The 16,923-nt window shown below is 64.6% G+C and carries 25 protein-coding genes; 15 read left to right on the top strand and 10 right to left on the bottom strand.

All coding sequences use genetic code 11. The features are described 5' to 3' along the window. Window positions 1–69: 69 nt before the first annotated feature. Window positions 70–255 (top strand): hypothetical protein, encoded by a 186-nt coding sequence (locus AC0L27_RS04710; protein WP_219683905.1) that lies wholly within the window; start codon window positions 70–72, stop codon window positions 253–255. A gap of 12 nt (window positions 256–267) precedes the next feature. Here AC0L27_RS04710 and AC0L27_RS04705 read toward each other — a convergent pair whose 3' ends face one another. From AC0L27_RS04705 to AC0L27_RS04690, 4 genes are all read right to left on the bottom strand, one after another. Beyond that, window positions 268–531, bottom strand: coding sequence for a hypothetical protein (locus AC0L27_RS04705; RefSeq protein ID WP_473317987.1), 264 nt, complete (start codon window positions 529–531; stop codon window positions 268–270). A 110-nt stretch (window positions 532–641) separates the two neighbouring features. Then, window positions 642–1,031: a hypothetical protein gene (locus AC0L27_RS04700; protein ID WP_275171851.1), complete on the bottom strand. Its 390-nt coding sequence runs from the start codon at window positions 1,029–1,031 to the stop codon at window positions 642–644. Between the two features lie 91 nt (window positions 1,032–1,122). Then, on the bottom strand, window positions 1,123–1,353 hold the full coding sequence (locus tag AC0L27_RS04695) for a DUF6894 family protein (RefSeq protein ID WP_007591727.1): 231 nt from the start codon (window positions 1,351–1,353) through the stop codon (window positions 1,123–1,125). A gap of 371 nt (window positions 1,354–1,724) precedes the next feature. Beyond that, entirely contained in the window at window positions 1,725–2,744 is a 1,020-nt protein-coding gene (locus AC0L27_RS04690) for a hypothetical protein (protein ID WP_354203802.1), read from the bottom strand. A gap of 354 nt (window positions 2,745–3,098) precedes the next feature. Between AC0L27_RS04690 and AC0L27_RS04685 the strand changes: the two genes are divergently transcribed. Continuing rightward, complete coding sequence (locus AC0L27_RS04685) at window positions 3,099–3,716, top strand: L,D-transpeptidase (protein ID WP_275171852.1); 618 nt, start codon at window positions 3,099–3,101, stop codon at window positions 3,714–3,716. A gap of 7 nt (window positions 3,717–3,723) precedes the next feature. Here AC0L27_RS04685 and AC0L27_RS04680 read toward each other — a convergent pair whose 3' ends face one another. Both AC0L27_RS04680 and AC0L27_RS04675 read right to left on the bottom strand, forming a co-directional pair. Beyond that, window positions 3,724–4,152: a COG4315 family predicted lipoprotein gene (locus AC0L27_RS04680; RefSeq protein WP_354203800.1), complete on the bottom strand. Its 429-nt coding sequence runs from the start codon at window positions 4,150–4,152 to the stop codon at window positions 3,724–3,726. Between the two features lie 177 nt (window positions 4,153–4,329). Continuing rightward, window positions 4,330–4,794: a MarR family winged helix-turn-helix transcriptional regulator gene (locus tag AC0L27_RS04675; protein ID WP_354203798.1), complete on the bottom strand. Its 465-nt coding sequence runs from the start codon at window positions 4,792–4,794 to the stop codon at window positions 4,330–4,332. Window positions 4,795–4,897: 103 nt separating this feature from the next. Between AC0L27_RS04675 and AC0L27_RS04670 the strand changes: the two genes are divergently transcribed. From AC0L27_RS04670 to AC0L27_RS04660, 3 genes are all read left to right on the top strand, one after another. Further along, complete coding sequence (locus AC0L27_RS04670; RefSeq protein WP_354203796.1) at window positions 4,898–6,820, top strand: FAD-binding monooxygenase; 1,923 nt, start codon at window positions 4,898–4,900, stop codon at window positions 6,818–6,820. A 168-nt stretch (window positions 6,821–6,988) separates the two neighbouring features. Beyond that, a complete protein-coding gene (locus AC0L27_RS04665) occupies window positions 6,989–7,975 on the top strand; it encodes an SH3 domain-containing protein (RefSeq protein ID WP_354254948.1) in 987 nt (328 codons plus the stop codon). 174 nt (window positions 7,976–8,149) lie between these two features. After that, complete coding sequence (locus tag AC0L27_RS04660; RefSeq protein ID WP_275171857.1) at window positions 8,150–8,428, top strand: hypothetical protein; 279 nt, start codon at window positions 8,150–8,152, stop codon at window positions 8,426–8,428. Between the two features lie 19 nt (window positions 8,429–8,447). Here the strand turns inward: AC0L27_RS04660 and AC0L27_RS04655 are convergent, their stop codons facing one another. Next, complete coding sequence (locus AC0L27_RS04655) at window positions 8,448–8,726, bottom strand: DUF3551 domain-containing protein (RefSeq protein WP_275171858.1); 279 nt, start codon at window positions 8,724–8,726, stop codon at window positions 8,448–8,450. A 111-nt stretch (window positions 8,727–8,837) separates the two neighbouring features. Here AC0L27_RS04655 and AC0L27_RS04650 point away from each other — a divergent pair, with 111 nt between their 5' ends. Both AC0L27_RS04650 and AC0L27_RS04645 read left to right on the top strand, forming a co-directional pair. After that, window positions 8,838–9,044, top strand: a complete 207-nt coding sequence (locus tag AC0L27_RS04650) for a hypothetical protein (RefSeq protein ID WP_342761057.1) — start codon at window positions 8,838–8,840, stop codon at window positions 9,042–9,044. Between the two features lie 84 nt (window positions 9,045–9,128). Then, complete coding sequence (locus tag AC0L27_RS04645) at window positions 9,129–9,437, top strand: hypothetical protein (RefSeq protein ID WP_275171859.1); 309 nt, start codon at window positions 9,129–9,131, stop codon at window positions 9,435–9,437. 68 nt (window positions 9,438–9,505) lie between these two features. On the opposite strand, the gene AC0L27_RS04640 is transcribed toward AC0L27_RS04645, so the two are convergent. Next, complete coding sequence (locus AC0L27_RS04640) at window positions 9,506–9,850, bottom strand: DMT family transporter (RefSeq protein WP_275171860.1); 345 nt, start codon at window positions 9,848–9,850, stop codon at window positions 9,506–9,508. Window positions 9,851–10,014: 164 nt separating this feature from the next. Further along, window positions 10,015–10,680: an O-methyltransferase gene (locus AC0L27_RS04635; protein ID WP_354203792.1), complete on the bottom strand. Its 666-nt coding sequence runs from the start codon at window positions 10,678–10,680 to the stop codon at window positions 10,015–10,017. A 156-nt stretch (window positions 10,681–10,836) separates the two neighbouring features. On the opposite strand from AC0L27_RS04635, the gene AC0L27_RS04630 reads away from it, so the two are divergent. From AC0L27_RS04630 to pdxY, 3 genes are all read left to right on the top strand, one after another. Further along, a complete protein-coding gene (locus tag AC0L27_RS04630; RefSeq protein ID WP_473317983.1) occupies window positions 10,837–11,412 on the top strand; it encodes a TetR/AcrR family transcriptional regulator in 576 nt (191 codons plus the stop codon). A gap of 92 nt (window positions 11,413–11,504) precedes the next feature. Continuing rightward, the gene (locus tag AC0L27_RS04625) at window positions 11,505–12,146 is read left to right on the top strand and encodes an FMN-binding negative transcriptional regulator (protein WP_275171863.1); all 642 of its coding nucleotides are present in this window, start codon (window positions 11,505–11,507) and stop codon (window positions 12,144–12,146) included. A 46-nt stretch (window positions 12,147–12,192) separates the two neighbouring features. Then, complete coding sequence (gene pdxY / locus AC0L27_RS04620; protein ID WP_275171864.1) at window positions 12,193–13,005, top strand: pyridoxal kinase; 813 nt, start codon at window positions 12,193–12,195, stop codon at window positions 13,003–13,005. Between the two features lie 10 nt (window positions 13,006–13,015). Here pdxY and AC0L27_RS04615 read toward each other — a convergent pair whose 3' ends face one another. Next, the gene (locus AC0L27_RS04615; RefSeq protein ID WP_275171865.1) at window positions 13,016–14,320 is read right to left on the bottom strand and encodes a M15 family metallopeptidase domain-containing protein; all 1,305 of its coding nucleotides are present in this window, start codon (window positions 14,318–14,320) and stop codon (window positions 13,016–13,018) included. Window positions 14,321–14,665: 345 nt separating this feature from the next. Here AC0L27_RS04615 and AC0L27_RS04610 point away from each other — a divergent pair, with 345 nt between their 5' ends. The 5 genes from AC0L27_RS04610 to AC0L27_RS04590 all read left to right on the top strand — a co-directional run bounded on the left by AC0L27_RS04610 (window position 14,666) and on the right by AC0L27_RS04590 (window position 16,903). Continuing rightward, complete coding sequence (locus tag AC0L27_RS04610) at window positions 14,666–14,836, top strand: Flp family type IVb pilin (RefSeq protein WP_275171866.1); 171 nt, start codon at window positions 14,666–14,668, stop codon at window positions 14,834–14,836. A gap of 63 nt (window positions 14,837–14,899) precedes the next feature. Beyond that, entirely contained in the window at window positions 14,900–15,103 is a 204-nt protein-coding gene (locus AC0L27_RS04605) for a hypothetical protein (RefSeq protein ID WP_247297420.1), read from the top strand. A gap of 172 nt (window positions 15,104–15,275) precedes the next feature. Continuing rightward, window positions 15,276–15,530 carry a hypothetical protein gene (locus AC0L27_RS04600; protein WP_275171867.1) on the top strand — a complete coding sequence of 85 codons (255 nt, stop codon included), beginning with the start codon at window positions 15,276–15,278 and terminating at the stop codon, window positions 15,528–15,530. Between the two features lie 249 nt (window positions 15,531–15,779). Then, complete coding sequence (locus AC0L27_RS04595; RefSeq protein ID WP_167552239.1) at window positions 15,780–15,926, top strand: hypothetical protein; 147 nt, start codon at window positions 15,780–15,782, stop codon at window positions 15,924–15,926. A gap of 56 nt (window positions 15,927–15,982) precedes the next feature. Next, window positions 15,983–16,903, top strand: a complete 921-nt coding sequence (locus AC0L27_RS04590; protein ID WP_354203787.1) for a DMT family transporter — start codon at window positions 15,983–15,985, stop codon at window positions 16,901–16,903. Window positions 16,904–16,923: the final 20 nt, after the last annotated feature.

Raw genomic sequence — 16,923 nt, 5'->3', positions numbered from 1 at the left:
GGGCTCAATCGTTGTGAACAACCCGCGGCGGCGCGATGCACCGCGGTTTCGTCAAACGGGAGAACGCCCATGATGACCGAGGTCCAGGTCCACACCGTCGCGCGCCAGATGCTGGAACAGCATGGTTTTGCGGCGATCGCGAAGGCCGCCGAACAGGCCAGGGCCTGCGAGGGCCGCGGCGAGGGCGACGAGGCCAAAGAGTGGCGTCACATCGCCGACGCGATGAAGATCATACGCGGCCCGCACCAGAGCTGACACCCTCGCGCGTCAAGGTTCCCCGCGTTCAACGCTCCCCGCGATCGGCGCCCTGTGGCGACGTGCGATTTGTGTCGGCTGGGAGCGCTCGCCCGTCTCCTTGCAGGGGAGCGGCTCCCAAGAGCCGTCCGGCGCCTGCTGATAGGCGCTGCACGATGACGACGAGGTCGATTTGTCCTCGCCCTTCTGGGCATCGGAATTCTTCGCCAGCACGGGCGCAGTCAGCATCGAAGCGACGGCAAACGCGACGGCGAGAAAGACATGGTTGATCCGCATGGGGCTCCCCTGTTCGAGTTTCGAAGAGAGCCGCATGCTGGCGAGGATTGTGACGATTATTGGCCGAAGCAAAAGTTCCGGCGCGGCGTGCTTAACGCCACTTGAGAACCCTAGCCGCCCTTGCTGCGGATCAGGCCGGCGAGGTTGGTCTTCTGGGCCTCGCACCAGCTGGGCATGCCGAGGCGGCGTTGGTTGAGGTCGGTCGCCTGGGTGGCCACCGCGACTTCGGCCATCAGATCGTCGTCCTGCTTCTCGCCCATCTTGCCGCCGGTGTGCATCCAGGCGATCGCCTTGCGGACCTTCTCGGTGGTGCCCTCGGGCAGCTGCATCTGCTCCGCCTTCTGCACCAGATCCTGGTAGACGACATCCGTGCCGGGACATTCGACCTTGGCGGCGAAGGCCTGCAAGACCAACGTGACATAGGTCGAACGTGGATGGTCGGCCGCTTGGGCCGGCGCCGCCAGCAGCAACAGAGCCGTCATCAGAAAACCAGTCCGCATCCTTGGTACCTCCCCGAATTTTCGGGAAGGCTAGCGGCTGGCGCGCCGCTCCGCAATGGGGATGGCGTGCGGGAGCGAAGCGGCCGGCGAGCTAGCGCCGCCAGGCCGGCACGGGATCGAGCGGCGTGCGGTAGACCTCTTTGTGATCGCGGTCGGTGACGCGCACAGCGCAACCCTTGCTTTGCAACTCGGGCTTCACCTGTGACAGCTCGGTGGCCAGTTGAACGGCACGATCGGAGGCGACCTCGATGTCTTCGAGGATGATACCGCCCTGGTTCTTGAACTCTTCACCAACCACGAGATCGAAGGAATAGTAAGGCATCCGAATTCCCCGGTGTGACGAATTGAGCTTCGGCTTTCAACACATGACTGATGGTACCACTGAGTCGATGTTTATCGAATGAACGGCGCGCGCAATCTCTGTGCTTATGGCGCAGAAATGATGTGCAACATTCAAGCGTGTTAAGATTTTATTAAATATGTCGGCGTGATCATGAGCCATGGAATTGCAGCAGAACCGGGCTCCGGGAACCGGCAGCTGCAAGAGAAGGCCGCCGGCATAGATCCCGACGGCCTTTTCTCTTGATGGAAAACAATGGAAGCATTGCTTCCCGTAGTCACCCGGACTCAACGCATCACATCGACTCGGACAGCGTCCCTGGCGCGACGCTTCATGCCCTCGCGTGCGATCGTTCAGCGCAGCGGCATTGGCGGGCGCACCACAGGTCCGTCGTCGTCGGCAACGGCCTGCGTCGTCGTCATGGCAGCTGGCGGAGGCACTGCGGCAGCCTGCGACGGCGGCGGAGCGAGCGGTGCCGGCGAATAAGCCGGCGTGTAGGTGTGCGACACGACCGGCTTGGGTTTGCGAACCGGCGGCGCCGCGGGCCGCGGCGGCAGCGCGGACATTTGCGCGCGCGGATCGATGCGCGGCTTGGCATCGGCAACCGGCTTCGCCGCGGGCGGCTTCGCCATCTCGCGTGCCATCTGCTCCTGCCCGGCCTTCAACTCGGCGATGTTGGCCTTGAGCTGCTCGACCTGCTGCGCCATCGCGGCGAGATCGCGCGTCATCGACTGCACCGATTGTACAGCATCGGATTGTGTTGCCGTGGGCACCGCTGCTGCAATCTGGGTTGCAGGCGGAGCCGCAGCTTGATCGACCGCTTGATCTGTTGCGGCTTGATCCGTCGCGGCCTGGTCCGCGGGCGGCGCGGCCTGTGCGGCGGCGACCGGTGCCGTCTGCGACGTCGAAGGCAGCAGCGACGCCACTGCCGGGGTCCATTCGGCGAGCATCTGTTTTGCGGTGTCGCCATGTTTCTCCCAGGCGACAGTGGCGGCCGCGCTTCCGCCCGCAAACAGCATCGTGACGAACGCACCGCGCAGCCATTTACCGGCGGAGGAGCGCTTCTGCCGGCTGAGACCATCACCGGGTGCGACGCGCACCGCGGTGTCGACCGAGGGCGCTGCCGCCTGCGGCTCGCGGACGGGACTGAACTTCGGCTCCGGATCCATTCTGGACTTCAGTGTGAACGCCGGATCTATTTTGACTTCCGGACGAGTCGTGATCTCAGGCGCGAGCGCGGGCGCGACGCTGAGAGGGCGCGAGGCCAGCACAATGTCAGGCGAAATCTGCACGGCGTCGTGCGGGTCGTTGTTCGTGACCGTGTCCTTCACGATCTCATCGACGATTTGCCGAGAGTTCAGCGTCGCGAGCATCGCAGCTCCTTTAAAGCCTGGGTTTTTTGAAGACCAGGTGTTGAGTAGTTGAAGTTTTGGCCGTCCGCATTCGCGCGAGCGGATCCGTGAGACGAGCCCATCCATTCCCCGAGGCCCAAGCACATGACGCACGAGTCCAGCCGGGTTTGACCAAAGCAAGGCGAGGGGATGGAGACTGTGCGACGCTCTTGCGCCGTTTGTGGTGATGGAACCCGGTACATCAAACACGGGCACGTGTTCCGCAATGCCTTGTTTTCAGCACGATTTTGGCAGCATCTGGTGTTGCTGGGGGTGCTGCTATCGCTATCGGGGCCGGCGGTGCCAAGATCCTTATTCGTTCTATTCGTCCTTGCCATGCTTCCGCTGGGCGGCTGCATGCAGACGACGCTTTCGCCATCGACGGACGCGAGCATGACGCCGCGCGACCGGCAGCTGCTCGCGCATACGCCTTACGCGCAGGCGAGCGTGCCCGAGCAATATCTGCGTCACATCGTCGATTATCCGCGCAAGGAGCAGCCGGGCACGATCCTGGTCGATACCGATGCGCGCTATCTCTATTTCGTGCTGCCCGACGGCAAGGCGATCCGCTACGGCGTCGCGGTCGGCGAGGAAGCCATGGCGTTCTCCGGAGTGGCGCGGGTCGGTCGTCTTGCGGAATGGCCGGACTGGGTTCCGACGGCGGACATCCAGGCGCGGCTCGGACCCTATCCGGCGCGCGTGCCCGGCGGTCCTGCCAATCCGCTGGGTGCGCGGGGCATCTATCTCTATGCCGGCAACAAGGACACGCTCTACCGCATCCACGGCACCAACCAGCCGGAATATATCGGGCAGGCGATCTCGTCCGGATGCATCCGGATGCGCAACGAGGACGTGATCGATCTCTATGACCGCGTGAAGCTCAATTCGATGGTCGTGGTGCTGCCGCCCGGACAGAACGCGCAGGTCGAGGCGCGGCCCAGCTGGCGCGGGTGAGGTCGCCCTAGTTCTCGGGACGTGCAATGCGCCATTGCAGCGTCGTGGCATTGCCGTTGGCCTCGCCCGGCGCCTTGTCGGCCGGCGAGGTGTAGAGCGGACGATAGCGATATGCCCACATCTTGCTGCCGTCGTTGCGGCTGATCACGGTGAAATCGCCGATCGCCTTGGCATCGGCCGTTGCCGATAGCGGAATCCAGCTCTCGACGCATTTGCCGTTGCAGTTCGACGACTTGCCGGTGGTATCGCGCTCGTAATAGTAGAGCGTCATCCCGTTGAGGTCGACGAGTGTCGGACCCTGCTTGGTCAGGATCACCTTCGCCGGTGAGGTCGCGGGCTTCGGCGGAGGAGGGGCATCGCCGCCACCATGGCCATTCGCGAGCGCCGGAACGGTCGAGAGTGCGATGGCCGCCGCCGCAATGAGGAACCTGAACATCCGAAACTCCAGACCGGCAAAGTTAATCGCGCGTTAAACGCCGAATGCGGCCGACCCTAACAGCCGAAGGTTAGTTCCTGGTTTCGCAGATCTACGACAATGACGGGTAGAATTACGGGGCTGATCGTCCTGGCGCGTTTTCTTGACGCGAACCGATATCCCCTCTCGAAAACCGCTCTAAGCCTGCGCTTGGCGCAGCGGGGCGCGGCTGAGCTCGTTGCCGGCGGCGATGGCCTTGTGCAACAGCCGCATCAGATCCGAACCTTCCTTGGCGCTGAGGCCGCGCAGCATGATGCGTTGCGCGGATTCGACGGCCGGTGTGATCTTGCGCAGCGTGCGGCGGCCTTCGTCGGTGACCTCCAGTTCGCTGGCACGACGGTCGCGGCTCGAGGCGCGGCGCTCCGCGAGCCCCTTCTGCACGAGCCGGTCGATCACGCCGGTGATGGTGGTGCGGTCGTAGGCGATCAATCCTGCGAGCGTCACCTGGTCTAAGCCCGGATTGGCCTTGATGGTCGCGAGCGCGGCGTATTGCACCGGCGTAAGGTCGAAGCCGGCGTCTCCAACCTCGGCCAGAAACACCGCGACCGCGATCTGCTGGAATCGGCGCGCAAGATGTCCGGGCATGTCGTTGTTGTCTTTCACCGAATTTCTCCATTGGGGCAGGTCGGCCGGTGTCGTTGACAAGTATACTGATAGTCAGCATACTGAGCAATATCCAAGCAGAACATCGACGGGAGAGGTGCTCATGCAATTCCATCTCAATGGATTTCAGCCGGGCGATCCTGACATCGCCGATCCCGCCGCGCGCATTCAGGCCTCCGGCGCCACCGGGGCCGTGCCTGACGAAGTGGATGTCCTCATCGTGGGCTGTGGCCCTGCGGGCCTGACGCTCGCCGCCCAGCTTGCGCAGTTTGCCGACATAAAGACCTGCATCGTCGAGCAGAAGCCGGACCGCTTGCTGGTCGGGCAGGCGGACGGCATCGCATGCCGCACCATGGAGATGTTCCACGCCTTCGGATTCAGCGAGCGCGTCCTGAAGGAAGCTTGTTGGGTGAACGAGACGACGTTCTGGAAACCGGACGAGCGGGCGCCGGAAAATATCGTCCGCAGCGGCCGGGTGCAGGACGTCGAGGACGGTTTGTCGGAATTCCCCCACGTCATCCTCAACCAGGCGCGCATCCATGATGGCTTTCTCGACGTTATGCGCAAAGCGCCGGCCAGGCTCGAGCCCCATTACAGCCGGCGCCTGCTCGACCTTCAGGTCGATCCGGCCGCGGGGCCCGCCGGCCATGCCGTGACGTCGCGGCTCGAACGGGTCGATGCCGGGAACGAGGGCAAGGTCGAGACCATCAAGGCGCGCTATGTCGTCGGCTGCGACGGCGCCCGCAGCATGGTGCGCAAATCGATTGGCCGCGAGTTGCTTGGCGATTCCGCCAATCATGCCTGGGGCGTGATGGACGTGCTGGCGGTGACCGATTTTCCGGACATCCGCTTCAAGGCCCTGATCCAGTCCGCCAAGGACGGCAGCCTGCTGATCATCCCGCGCGAGGGCGGCTACATGGTCCGCCTCTACGTCGAACTCGCCAAGCTCGACATCGGCGAGCGCGTCGCCAATCGCAACATCACCGCCGATGACGTGATCGCGAAAGCGCAGCGGATCCTGAAGCCGCATGCGCTCGATGTGAAGGAGATCGCTTGGTGGTCGGTCTACGAGATCGGCCAGCGACTGACCGACAAGTTCGACGACGTGCCGGAGACCGAGATCGCTACGCGTCTGCCGCGGATCTTCATCGCCGGCGATGCCTGCCACACCCACAGCCCGAAGGCGGGGCAGGGCATGAACGTTTCGATGCAGGACGCCTTCAATCTCGGCTGGAAGCTCGCTGCCGTTCTGCGGAAGCAGTCTGCGCCGAGCCTGCTGCATTCCTATTCGGCCGAGCGCCAGGCGGTCGCGAAAGAGCTGATCGATTTCGACCGCGAATGGGCGGGGATTCTTGCGTCCGCCGCCAAGGCCGGCGGCGCCGATGCCGCCAAGACGCAGGACTATTTCGTAAGGCACGGTCGCTACACCGCGGGCACCGCGACGCATTACCGTCCGTCGGTTCTGACCGGAGCGACGTCGCACCAGCATCTCGCGCAAGGGTTCGTCATCGGCACGCGCTTTCATTCCGCACCGGTGATCCGGCTTGCGGATGCGAAGCCCGTGCATCTCGGTCACGCTGCGCCGGCGGATGGCCGCTTCCGCATCTACGCTTTCTCTGGCGCTGAGAATCCCGCAGCAGCCGGCTCGGCCATTCGCGCCTTGTGCAGTTTTCTCTCCGAGGCGCGGGAGTCGCCGGTCCGGCGTTACACGCCCGCGGCCGCCGACGTCGACAGCGTGATCGACCTGCGGGCGGTCTTCCAGCAAGATCATCGCGAGCTCGCCGTCGAGGCGATGCCCGCGCTGCTGCTTCCGCGCAAGGGCCGGTACGGCCTGATCGACTACGAGAAGATGTTCTGTCCGGACCTCAAGAATGGTCAGGACGTTTTCACCATGCGCGGCATCGATCGCAAGGTCGGCTGCATGGTCGTGGTGCGGCCGGATCAGTACGTCGCGACCGTGTTGCCGCTGGACGATTTTGCTGCGCTTGCTGCGTACTTCGACGGCTTCATGCTGCAAGTGAACTGACGGGCCGGCGGCGCACCCGTAGGCTCTCTCTGCGCGCGGTGTCGATGAACGGCGAATGAATATTGAACCGCGCGCGGCATCCGTCCCGATCTTTTGGCGGATGAGACCTTCGTACGCGGAACGCCCGTTCCGCTAGCGCGTTCCGACTCGAAAGAGGAGGACTACGCCATGAAATTCCGAAGCGTGTTGTTAGCCGCATTGCTGCTCGCCCCGACGGCCGCAATGGCCGCACCGGGCATGGTCACCGTCTCGACCGGCCTGCGCGCCGGGCCGGGTTCGGGCTTTCCGCTGGTCGATCGCATCCCCGAGGGCGCCCGCGTCGACATCCATGGCTGCCTGCGCAGCAAAGCCTGGTGCGACGTGAGCTTCTCGGATGACCGTGGCTGGGTGTCGTCGCAATATCTCGAATATCTCTACCGCAATCACTACGTCTATCTCCCCGACTATGTCGATGAGATAGACGTGCCGATCGTTCCCTTCGTGCTGACCTCGTATTGGTCGAGGTATTATGAGGGGCGGCCCTGGTATCGGCGGCATGCCCATTGGAATAGCTACTGGACTTCGCATCAGCGCGAAGCGACGCGGATGACGATCGATCCGCGCGCGGCTCGCATCGGCCGCGCGGCAACGCGCGATGCGGCGGTCGCACTCGGGCGCAACGGAGCGAATGCCAGGGACAGTGTCAAGGGCGCGGCCGCGGTCTCCGGCCGTGATGCCGCAACTTCACGGCACGACGCCGCCATCGCCAAGCGCGAGACTGCGGTGACGACGGACCGGAGCCGTGCTGGACGAACCGAGCGCATCGCGCATGAGCGGACCAATCTGCAGAGCCGCAATCCGCGCGATGCACAGGCCCGCATCATGCACGAGCAGGCCGCGAGCCGCGCGGCTGTGCGTGCGCAACCGATGGCGCGGCCGCATGAGGCGCCGCGGGTGTCAGCCGCTCCCGCAAGCCGGCCCGCGATGCCGCATGTGGCCCAGCCCAGTTTGAGCCACGGCTCGCCGATGAATGCTCGTGCCCAAATGCCGGCACCGGCGCCGCGCGCGGCTGCGCCCGCGATGCCGCATGGCGGCGGCGCTCCTCACATCAACGCCGCGCCGCGCGGCGGCGGTGCGCCGGCAGGCGGCCCAGGTGGCGGCCACCAGAAGCACTAAATTTGCCAACGAAAGCCCGGCCCTCGCGCCGGGCTTTCTGCTTGGGCCGGACCGGGTTCCCGGCGCGTATAATTTAAGAAAGTTCTTCGCGGGCAGATTTCATCGATCGTAATATGTCTACTCAAAGCTGCAAGCATTCCACTCGGGGCAGCGGGGCACGGGAGGATGACGACGATGAGACAGAACCAGGCGGAGACGCGCCGCCACAATGTCGCGAAGCGGTCGATGACCAAGGAGGCCAAGCAGCTGTCCGGCCTGATTGCCGGATTGCGCCAATCTCTCGAGATGATTCACAAGGAGCGATCGAGCACCAAACTCTCCGGCGCCGAGATGGGCCTTCTCGACGAACGCCGCAACAATCTGTTGCTGACCATCGCAGCCCTCGACGACCGCCTCTCGGCGGTGCAGGGGCTGATTGATCTTGGCCGCCCCCACATCATTCGCGTCCACTGATCGGAGCGCAGACCTGATGCTATCGGCTTCGTCGCGGCGGCGACGGAACCAAGCTCAGCTGCCGGCTCTGCGTGGCATAAGGATTGGCGTAGCACTGCGCGGATTGCCCGGAGGCGGTCGCGGCGCACTGCGCGATCGTCGCAAAGCTGCAATCGATGCTGCGGCCGTCGATCGTGTAGATCTCGATGCAGACGGGATGGCGCGGGTCGTAGGTCTGCGCGGCTGTCGGCGTCACGCCGAGCAAGCCCGCACCAGGCAAGCCCGCGACAAGCAGAATCGCATTCATGACGCGACGCACAATCAACCTCCATCGTTCGGCCGGAACCAGGCACAATGCTGCCTTGGATGGCATCAAATTGCCACGCTCCCGGCGAATTGCCGCCAAAGCCCGCTGCCACGACGAGACCGGGTGCAGGGCAACGCAAGGGGATGCGCATTGGCCTACAAGATGATCGCAGAACGCGACAATGAGAAGTGCAGTTTTGCCCGTGAGAGCCGGTTGCTGATCGTGGCGAAGGCAAAGGTTTGGGCAAGCGAGGGGTGGAAGGTCGTCATCACCGACCAGGACGGCAAGGCCTACGCCCCGCCCGAATTCGATCAGCTATTGGCGGCCTGACCGCAATACGGGGCAGGGACGACATTGATTTCGCACTTTCGACAGGGGCGCGGCCTGATCGCGCCCTTGACGACTCTTCCAACGATGACTCTTGCAGCCGCCGCCGTCCTGACGGCGACATTTGCCGCCGCGCAAAATCTCGATGCCGGCAAGTCGCCGCAAAAGCTCTTCGCCGATGGGTGCGCGACCTGCCATCGCAGCCCGCGCGGCCTTGCCAAGGGACGCTTCACCCTGACGCTGTCCTGGTTCCTGAAGGACCATTACGCAACCAGTTCGGACACAGCCAAGGCGCTTGCCGCCTATCTGGAATCGGTCGATACGGCGCCGGCTGCGGCCAAACCTGGCGCGAAGCGATCCGGGCCGCGTCCTCCCAAGTCGTCGCAAAGCCAGTAGGCGTGAGTCGGCTGCCGCAGGGCGTCGCGAAGCCGAAGGCCTTGCCGGTGAATACAGTGCTGCCGGCGTCAATGCACCGTGGTCGCCGAGAACAGGTTGATGACCACGACCCCGGACACGATCAGCGCGATGCCGACGAAGGCCGCAGCGTCGAGCATCTGGCGAAATAGCACGAAGGAGACGGTTGCCGTCAGGATGATGCCGACCCCGCCCCAAATCGCGTAGGCGATGCTCAGGGGGATGACCCGGATCGCGACCGACAGCGCGTAGAACGAGGCGACATAGAACAGCACCATCGCCAGTGTCGGCCACAGCCGCGTGAACTGCACGGATTGCTGGAGGAAGGCGGACGCCGTGACCTCGAGGACGATAGCGAGCGCAAGCGCTGCGTAGGCATTGAAGGCGGAAGTCATCACGGGCTCGGGCGTGTTGCGCAGAGAAAGATACCGCGCGGTACGGGGAATGTGACGTTTGCCCGGGTCCAGCTATCACGTGTCAGTGACGAGCCTGCGACACGGCGGAGCGCAGCACGAAACCGCCGCGCGATGGTTCGCGCGGCGGCTCATTGGTGGCGGCGTTAGTTGATCCGTACGGAGAGTTCAACGTCCTCGGCAAAGGCCGTGGACATGTAGCCGCTTCCGGGCCTGCGCATGCGCGCCAGATAGTCGGGGCTGTCGTCGGCGTTGTCGGCTACGATGATCGCGCCCGGCCGGAGATGGCCTTCGACCAGATCCAGGATATCGGCGTAGAGCGCCTTGGCGCCGTCGAGCAGCACGAGATCGATCGTGTCGGGCAGGTCGACTTGAAGCATCTTCAGCGCGTCGCCTTCGCGGATTTCGACGAGGTCCAGCAGCCCGCCGGCCGCGAGGTTCTCGCGCGCCCGGGCCGCCTTGGACGGTTCGAATTCGGTGGTGATGAGGCGACCGCCGCCATTGTCGCGCAAGCCCGCGGCAAGGTGCAGGGTCGAGATGCCGAACGAGGTGCCGAACTCGACGATCGCTTTGGCGCGGGAGCTGCGTGCGAGCATGTAAAGCAGGTGACCGGTCTCGCGGGAGACTGCGAGCGGTGCGTCCTTCAGCCGCCCGTAGAGGTCGCGGTAAGCGGTCTTGCTCTGCATCATCCGTGTGCGGTCGGCGTCGGTCACATCGGCGAAGGCGGCTTGCATCGCGCCGCGCGCCGCTTCGTCCTGGTCGAACAGACGATCGAGCAGTGGCGCAAGTGATATGATGGTCGGGGTGGTCATGTGTAGTCTCCAGATGTCGCCGCGAGGCGAGTGCTTGCGTGAGAATTGAAATACGACTAATTCGTCGCATTCGCTATTCGCATTGCCCGAGGGCGCCATGGCCGATCGCCGAAGCCGTTCAGTTTCCTCACGAAAACATCCCGCTCGAACGAGCTGGTGGCGGCCATTCTGGATGCGGCTGTTCAGGTCCTGGCCAAGGAGGGGGCGCAGCGCTTCACGACGGCGCGGGTGGCCGAGCGGGCCGGAGTGAGCGTCGGATCGCTCTATCAATATTTTCCGAACAAGGCGGCGATCCTGTTCCGCCTCCAGAGCGACGAGTGGCGGCGCACGAGCGAGCTCCTGCGCGGCATCCTGGCGCACCGGGCGGAACCGCCACTGGTGCGGCTGCGCGCGCTGGTCCACGCCTTCATTCGTTCCGAGTGCGAGGAGGCTGCGATCCGTGGGGCGCTCGATGACGCCGCACCACTTTATCGCGACGCGCCCGAAGCACACGACGCGCGGGCCGCCGGTAAGGGCATCGTCGCGGCCTTCATGCGGGAGGCCCTGCCCGAGGCGCCGGATGCGACGCGGGAGCTTGCCGGCGAGCTGATCAAGACGACGCTGAGCGAGGTTGGCAAGCGGTTCTCGGAGACACCGCGCAACGAGGCGGAGATCGCGCGTCATGCCGACGCAATGGCCGACATGTTCTGCGCCTATATCGATGAGCTTGCGCGGCGACGAAGTCATTCCTGACATCCGCGTTCGCGGGCCAATATCGTTTCCGACTTGACTGGATCATGAGTTAGCCTCGGTTTGTCCTCCAGCCAGTCAACGAGCGCGCCGCCATGCATGTCCTCCGCCCCCAATTCCGCATCGAGGAGCAGCAAGCGCTGGAATTCGCAACCCGACGGGGCTTCGGCATGATCGTGGCGGCGGATGAGCGCGGGCCGCGCGCCTCGCACGTGCCGTTCGTGCTGGAGCAGCGCGACGGGCGCACGATCGTGCAAATCCATTTCACCGCCAGGAATCCGCTCGCTCTGCTCGCGGACGGCACGCGGCGCTTCCTGCTGATTGTTGTCGGCGACGACGCCTACATCTCCAATGACTGGTATTCTTCGCGCGACAACGTCTCGACCTGGCTTTACGAGGCCGTGCACCTGTCCGGCGTGGCGCATCTGCGCGGGCTCGACGAGAACCGCGGGCACGGCGATACGCTACTCGCGGTCGCCGAAGCGCGGCTGCCGAAGGCGCCCTGGGACCTGGCACAGATGGAGCCGGACAAGCGCGAGACCATGTTGGCCGCCATTCGCGTCATCGATCTCGTGGTAGATACCGTCGAGGGGCAGGCCAAGCTCAACCAGCACAAGAGCGATGCGGATCACGTCGCGGTCGTGGACCGGCTGGCGCGGTCGGAGGAGACCGGGCATCGGCGGCTGGCGCGGAAGATGCAGGCGCTGCGGCCCGGGCTTGGGTATGGTCTTTGGTGATCCGGGCGACCCTTGTCTCGCGCGGCATTTGACCCTACGGACTTTCATGCTTGTCATCTCCATTCAAAGCCAGGTGGTCCACGGCCATGTCGGCAACAGCGCCGCTGCCTATGCCATGCAGGCGGAAGGGGTGAATGTCGCGGCGGTGCCGACAACGCTGCTGTCGAACCATCCGCGCTATCCGACCGTGCGCGGGCGGGTGCTGGAGACCGAGCTCGTTGCAGATCTGCTGAGAGGCGTCGAGGAGCGCGATCTCGTCGACGAGGCCGCGGTAATCGTCACCGGCTATCTCGGTTCGCCCGGCAATGCCGCTGTCATTGCCGATTTCGTCGAGCGGGCGCTGACCCGCAATTCAAAGCTGGTCTATCTCTGCGATCCCGTGATCGGCGATGACGGCCGGGTCTATGTCGCGGACGGCATCCTGGACGTGGTCCGGCACCGGCTGCTGCCGGCTGCCAATCTGACCACGCCGAACCAGTTCGAACTCGGGCTGCTCACAGGCCTCGACATATTGGATGCGCAGGGTCTGCGCGCGGCGTGCGCGGCGCTGGCCGGAACCGGTCGCATCGACGTGGTCGCCACCGGTTGCACGCTCACTGATACGGCGGAAGGGCAGGTGGAAACGATTCTGTGCGCCGACGGTCAGTTGTCGCGCTTTGCGACGCCGCGCCTGCCGATCCGCCCCTCAGGCACCGGTGATCTCCTCACCGGCCTGATCGCGGCACATCTGGCTAGGGGCACAGTGACCGAGGCGGCGGTGCGGCTCGCAGTCGAAACCATTTTCGCAGTGCTGGTGCGCACGCAGGAGGCCGGCACCGCCGAAATGCGGCTCGTGCCGCTGCCGACGCCCGGACGGTAGACCGCCATACTCAGGTCGCGCGCTTCGCGGCCGATTGCGCTGATTTCTGCGGCTTTGCCGGGACCTTCTGCTCGCGCGTCGCCTGCGCCTTTGGCGGCTTTGCGCTTGCCACGGCCCGCGCCTTCCTGGGCTTGACGTTGGCTTCCTTACGGTCCGACGTGCCTCGGCGGGAGACGTATTCCGTCCCGTCGACCGGGCCGACATGCGGGGGATCGCGGCCAAGATAGGGGCGGCCGATGCCGAGCGCCTTGCCATTGGCATCGACCCACTTCCACAGCACCTCGGTCGAGACCCAGCGTTGCGCGCGGTTGTCGCCCTTGGTGCTGACGATGTCGGCCGCCATGCCGTGGCCGTAGCCGCCGCGCGTGCTGCCGCCGTGATAGGAGCGGTCGGAGGCGGCCTTCAGGCCGCTCGCGATCGACTGGCGATAGTCGTCGCGGAACGCGCTGGTGATGCCCGGCGAAAGCCCGGCAGCCTCAGCCGCGAGCAACGTGCGAAACAGCTTTTTCTTGAAACTCTTGTCCATGCCGCCGATGACGTAGTCCATCATCGACATGCCGGCGCGGTCGGCCGCCTTCGGATCCTTCCAGCCAAAGTCCTCGTCGACCAGTTTCGTGAAGCTGCGCATCACGGTCACCACCTTGCCCTTGCGCTTGACGGTGACGGCGCGGCGATCTGTGACCTTGATCGAGTCTTCCTTGGCCGTGCGCTGGTAGAGCGCCCAGAGATACCGGTCGATACAGGCTTCCATGACGTAGCATTCGTCGAGTACTGCGGTCGTGTCCGCCGACGGCGAGGCCTTGCTCGCGGCAGGCGCAGGGCCGGTCGCGATCGTCGCGGGCGACAGCGCGTCCGTCGTCACGATCTCGGTGGGATCGGCGGATGCGAGCTTTATCACGGGCTCCGGCGCCGGAGCCGGAGCAACCTCGCTGGCGACTGGTGTCGGGTCAGGCGAAATCTGCGGCGCGAGCGGCGCTTCGGTCGGCAAGATCAGCACTGGGTCGGCCGAGGCGAGCTTGATGGCCGGAGCTGGCGCCTCGGGCGCTGCCGCTTCAGCGGTGACCGTGCCTGGTGTCGCAGCGACGGCGGCCGCGATATCGGCGGTCAGGGCGACGCCGTCCTCGATGGCCGCAGCGTGCGGGATGTCTGCGAGGTCAAGCCGGCTGAGATCCTTCGCGCGCGAGACGGCAGAAGCATTGGCGCCGCTGTTCTCGATGAGGGCAGGGGCATAGGCGGACAAAGAGAGCGCCAACCAGCCGGCGAGAACCGCCGAGGGGCAGGAGACCGCCACCAGAAGAGACCGCCGATCATTCATGATCCCTGCCTCCAAACGGTTCTGTCGAACCTCGTCTTCTCCGAACAGTCTTGACCAACAGTCTTGACAAAACAGTCTTGCACGAAAAGGCACGCCGCGCGTCGATTGTTCGGAGGACGGTGTGGCGGCGCAATGGCGCAATTCGGCGAAAGCGGGCTTTTCGAGCAAGTGTTGCGCGCGGGCAACGCGGGTTCCATTGCGTTCCAGGGGTGGCACAGCCGAAAGGGCCTGCAAATGCAGTATCATTGTCGTCAACTTGAGGCGGTTGAATTTACTCAATCTTGGATTGTGGTCGTGCAAGTCTCCCGCGCCGGCGATTCCGGCAGAGTTGGGAAGGACACGCGCATGACACTGAAACGCAAATGGGCTGAATTCGCCGCCGATGAATCCGGCGCCACCGCGATCGAATACGGACTGATCGCAGCAGGCATCGCGCTCGCGATCATCGAGATCATCTACGCCCTCGGCACCAACCTCGTCGCAAAACTGCAATCGCTGGCGACGGCGTTGAAATGAGCTGTGTGGAGTGGCGCCCGACGCCTTGCGGCAACTTTGCTGCGGCTAGCGCGTTAGGCGCCCATGACGCATTCCTCGCTTCGTCCCATGGACGCCTTCGACCCCACCGAGCCCGCCATCCTGCACGACCAGCTCTCCGATACGATCATCACGTGGACCGCTGAGCAGGCCGACGATTTCAGGCGTGCCAGCCGGCCGGGCCAGGACGGAACCGTGATCTGGAAGGCCTACGTCTTCGACGGCTGGGGCCACGTGCTCGGCGGCTGACGCCGCCCATAAAAGCGTCATGTCGCGCCGGGCGGTGATTTTGCCAAAGCGTCGCGCGCATTAAACATATTGCCATGCACCCGGCGCGTTGTTGCGTTGCAACAACGCATGTCGCAATGCAGCAAAACGCGCTTAAATGTGCTCCGAATCTTCCACTGAAGGAGCATCACCCATGAACAACAAGACTCTGTCGATCGCCGCCGCCATCCTGACGATCGCGGGCAGCACCGCGGCTTTCGCCGGCGAGCTGCCGACTTATGAGGCCAACGGCTTTCCGGTGTCCCCGATGCAGGTGCGCGTGCTCGGTGCCGCGCATGTCGAGCAGCAGGCCTCGGCACCCACCAACGTTGCTTCGATCCACCAGGCCCGCGTTCTCTCGCCGCGCAAGGTGAAGACGGCTGATGTCACGACCGGCAGCGCCCGCTGATCTGGGGGCGCCACAAGCCAACATCAAGCTAACGTGATGCAGGCTCGTTTTTCTCCGAGGCTGCCACGACCGCGTTCCCTTTTGGGAGCGCGGTCTTTTTTTTGGCACAGCGAGTCATGATCGCGTGCCACTTGTGTACGGCCGTTCAAAGCGAGTGTGATCTCTTTAATAGTTGCTTTGCAGATCGCGGCGCTTGATGCGGGCGCCGCTGATTGAGCAGCCAAGAATCATTTTCATAATGGAGTAGTCATGCCTGTTGCACAGAAAGCCGTTGTTGCAAGCGTCTCGCCGCGCGCGTTCATTCTCAGGCATCTCGCCTTGTTCGCAGCCGCCGCGCTGTTCGTGTTCGTTCTGAGCCTGACCTATGGCCTCGATCTCAGCCCCGGATTTTTCTAGCCAGATCTGCAACCGCGTGGGTTGAGCCTCGTCGCGTGCTGACATAAGGCTTGCTTATGGATCAGCGGACGAGCGGCGCCGACGCTCTCACTCAAAAGAACGATGCGGCGCCGGCGCTTGTCGGCGTGCTCTGCGGCCTCGCCGCGGCGGTGTTCTGGGCGCTCGGCTTCGCCGGCACGCGGCACGGGCTCAAGGTCGGCTTCACGCCGGTCGATTTGCTGGTGCATCGCTATGTCTGGTCCGGCATCGCGTTCCTGCCGCTGGTGATACGCGGCGGAATCTCCGATCTCTGCGGCATCGGCTGGGGCAGGGGCCTTGCGCTGATGGTGCTCGGCGGCCCCGTGATGTCGCTGATCTCCTACACTGGTTTTCTGTTCGTGCCGCTCGGCCATGGCAGCGTGATCCAGCCCTCCTGCGCGACGCTCGGCGGCCTGCTGCTCGCGGCCTTGTTCCTGAAAGAGCATGTCTCTGTGTCGCGCATCGCCGGCGCCTTGGTCATCGTCGGCGGGCTCGGCGTGATCGGCGCGGAATCGATCGGCCATATCGGCGTCGACGGCGTGCTCGGCGATCTCACCTTCGTGCTGACCGGATTGATGTTCGCAGGTTTCGGCGCGCTGCTGCGCCACTGGCGTGTCTCCGCCGTGTCGGCCGCGCTCGTCATCAACGTGCTGTCGCTGCTGCTGCTGCCGATCTACCTCATGACCGGCGGGCTGGCGCGGATCGCGGCGATCGGTATCGGTGAGAACGCCATCCAGGCGCTGGCGCAGGGCGTGCTTGCCGGCCCGGCTGCGCTTTATCTGTTCGCCGTCTCGGTCCAACGCCTCGGCGTGGCCCGCGCCGCCGTTGTCCCCGCCTGCGTGCCGGCGCTGACGGTGCTCACCGGCTGGCTCCTGCTCGGCGAGCCGCCGACACTATTGCAGACGGCGGGATTGGTGACGGTGCTGTGCGGATTCTATCTGGCGCAGCGGCAGCGATAGATCGCGGACCCTAAACGGCG

The organism is Bradyrhizobium sp. Ken51, from assembly GCF_055807435.1.
Note: the sequence above shows the minus strand (reverse complement) of the source record. Positions and strands in the feature narration are given on the sequence as shown.

Coding starts and splice junctions, on each gene's coding strand:
- AC0L27_RS04695 (WP_007591727.1), bottom strand. CDS start 1,353: ATGCCTTACTATTCCTTCGATCTCGTGGTTGGTGAAGAGTTCAAGAAC.
- AC0L27_RS04705 (WP_473317987.1), bottom strand. CDS start 531: ATGCGGATCAACCATGTCTTTCTCGCCGTCGCGTTTGCCGTCGCTTCG.
- AC0L27_RS04690 (WP_354203802.1), bottom strand. CDS start 2,744: ATGCTCGCGACGCTGAACTCTCGGCAAATCGTCGATGAGATCGTGAAG.
- AC0L27_RS04590 (WP_354203787.1), top strand. CDS start 15,983: ATGGATCAGCGGACGAGCGGCGCCGACGCTCTCACTCAAAAGAACGAT.
- AC0L27_RS04670 (WP_354203796.1), top strand. CDS start 4,898: ATGCAATTCCATCTCAATGGATTTCAGCCGGGCGATCCTGACATCGCC.
- AC0L27_RS04680 (WP_354203800.1), bottom strand. CDS start 4,152: ATGTTCAGGTTCCTCATTGCGGCGGCGGCCATCGCACTCTCGACCGTT.
- AC0L27_RS04595 (WP_167552239.1), top strand. CDS start 15,780: ATGCCTGTTGCACAGAAAGCCGTTGTTGCAAGCGTCTCGCCGCGCGCG.
- AC0L27_RS04685 (WP_275171852.1), top strand. CDS start 3,099: ATGCTTCCGCTGGGCGGCTGCATGCAGACGACGCTTTCGCCATCGACG.
- AC0L27_RS04645 (WP_275171859.1), top strand. CDS start 9,129: ATGACTCTTGCAGCCGCCGCCGTCCTGACGGCGACATTTGCCGCCGCG.
- AC0L27_RS04665 (WP_354254948.1), top strand. CDS start 6,989: ATGAAATTCCGAAGCGTGTTGTTAGCCGCATTGCTGCTCGCCCCGACG.
- AC0L27_RS04640 (WP_275171860.1), bottom strand. CDS start 9,850: ATGACTTCCGCCTTCAATGCCTACGCAGCGCTTGCGCTCGCTATCGTC.
- AC0L27_RS04605 (WP_247297420.1), top strand. CDS start 14,900: ATGACGCATTCCTCGCTTCGTCCCATGGACGCCTTCGACCCCACCGAG.
- AC0L27_RS04600 (WP_275171867.1), top strand. CDS start 15,276: ATGAACAACAAGACTCTGTCGATCGCCGCCGCCATCCTGACGATCGCG.
- AC0L27_RS04625 (WP_275171863.1), top strand. CDS start 11,505: ATGCATGTCCTCCGCCCCCAATTCCGCATCGAGGAGCAGCAAGCGCTG.
- AC0L27_RS04700 (WP_275171851.1), bottom strand. CDS start 1,031: ATGCGGACTGGTTTTCTGATGACGGCTCTGTTGCTGCTGGCGGCGCCG.
- AC0L27_RS04710 (WP_219683905.1), top strand. CDS start 70: ATGATGACCGAGGTCCAGGTCCACACCGTCGCGCGCCAGATGCTGGAA.
- AC0L27_RS04660 (WP_275171857.1), top strand. CDS start 8,150: ATGAGACAGAACCAGGCGGAGACGCGCCGCCACAATGTCGCGAAGCGG.
- AC0L27_RS04615 (WP_275171865.1), bottom strand. CDS start 14,320: ATGAATGATCGGCGGTCTCTTCTGGTGGCGGTCTCCTGCCCCTCGGCG.
- AC0L27_RS04635 (WP_354203792.1), bottom strand. CDS start 10,680: ATGACCACCCCGACCATCATATCACTTGCGCCACTGCTCGATCGTCTG.
- pdxY (WP_275171864.1), top strand. CDS start 12,193: ATGCTTGTCATCTCCATTCAAAGCCAGGTGGTCCACGGCCATGTCGGC.
- AC0L27_RS04610 (WP_275171866.1), top strand. CDS start 14,666: ATGACACTGAAACGCAAATGGGCTGAATTCGCCGCCGATGAATCCGGC.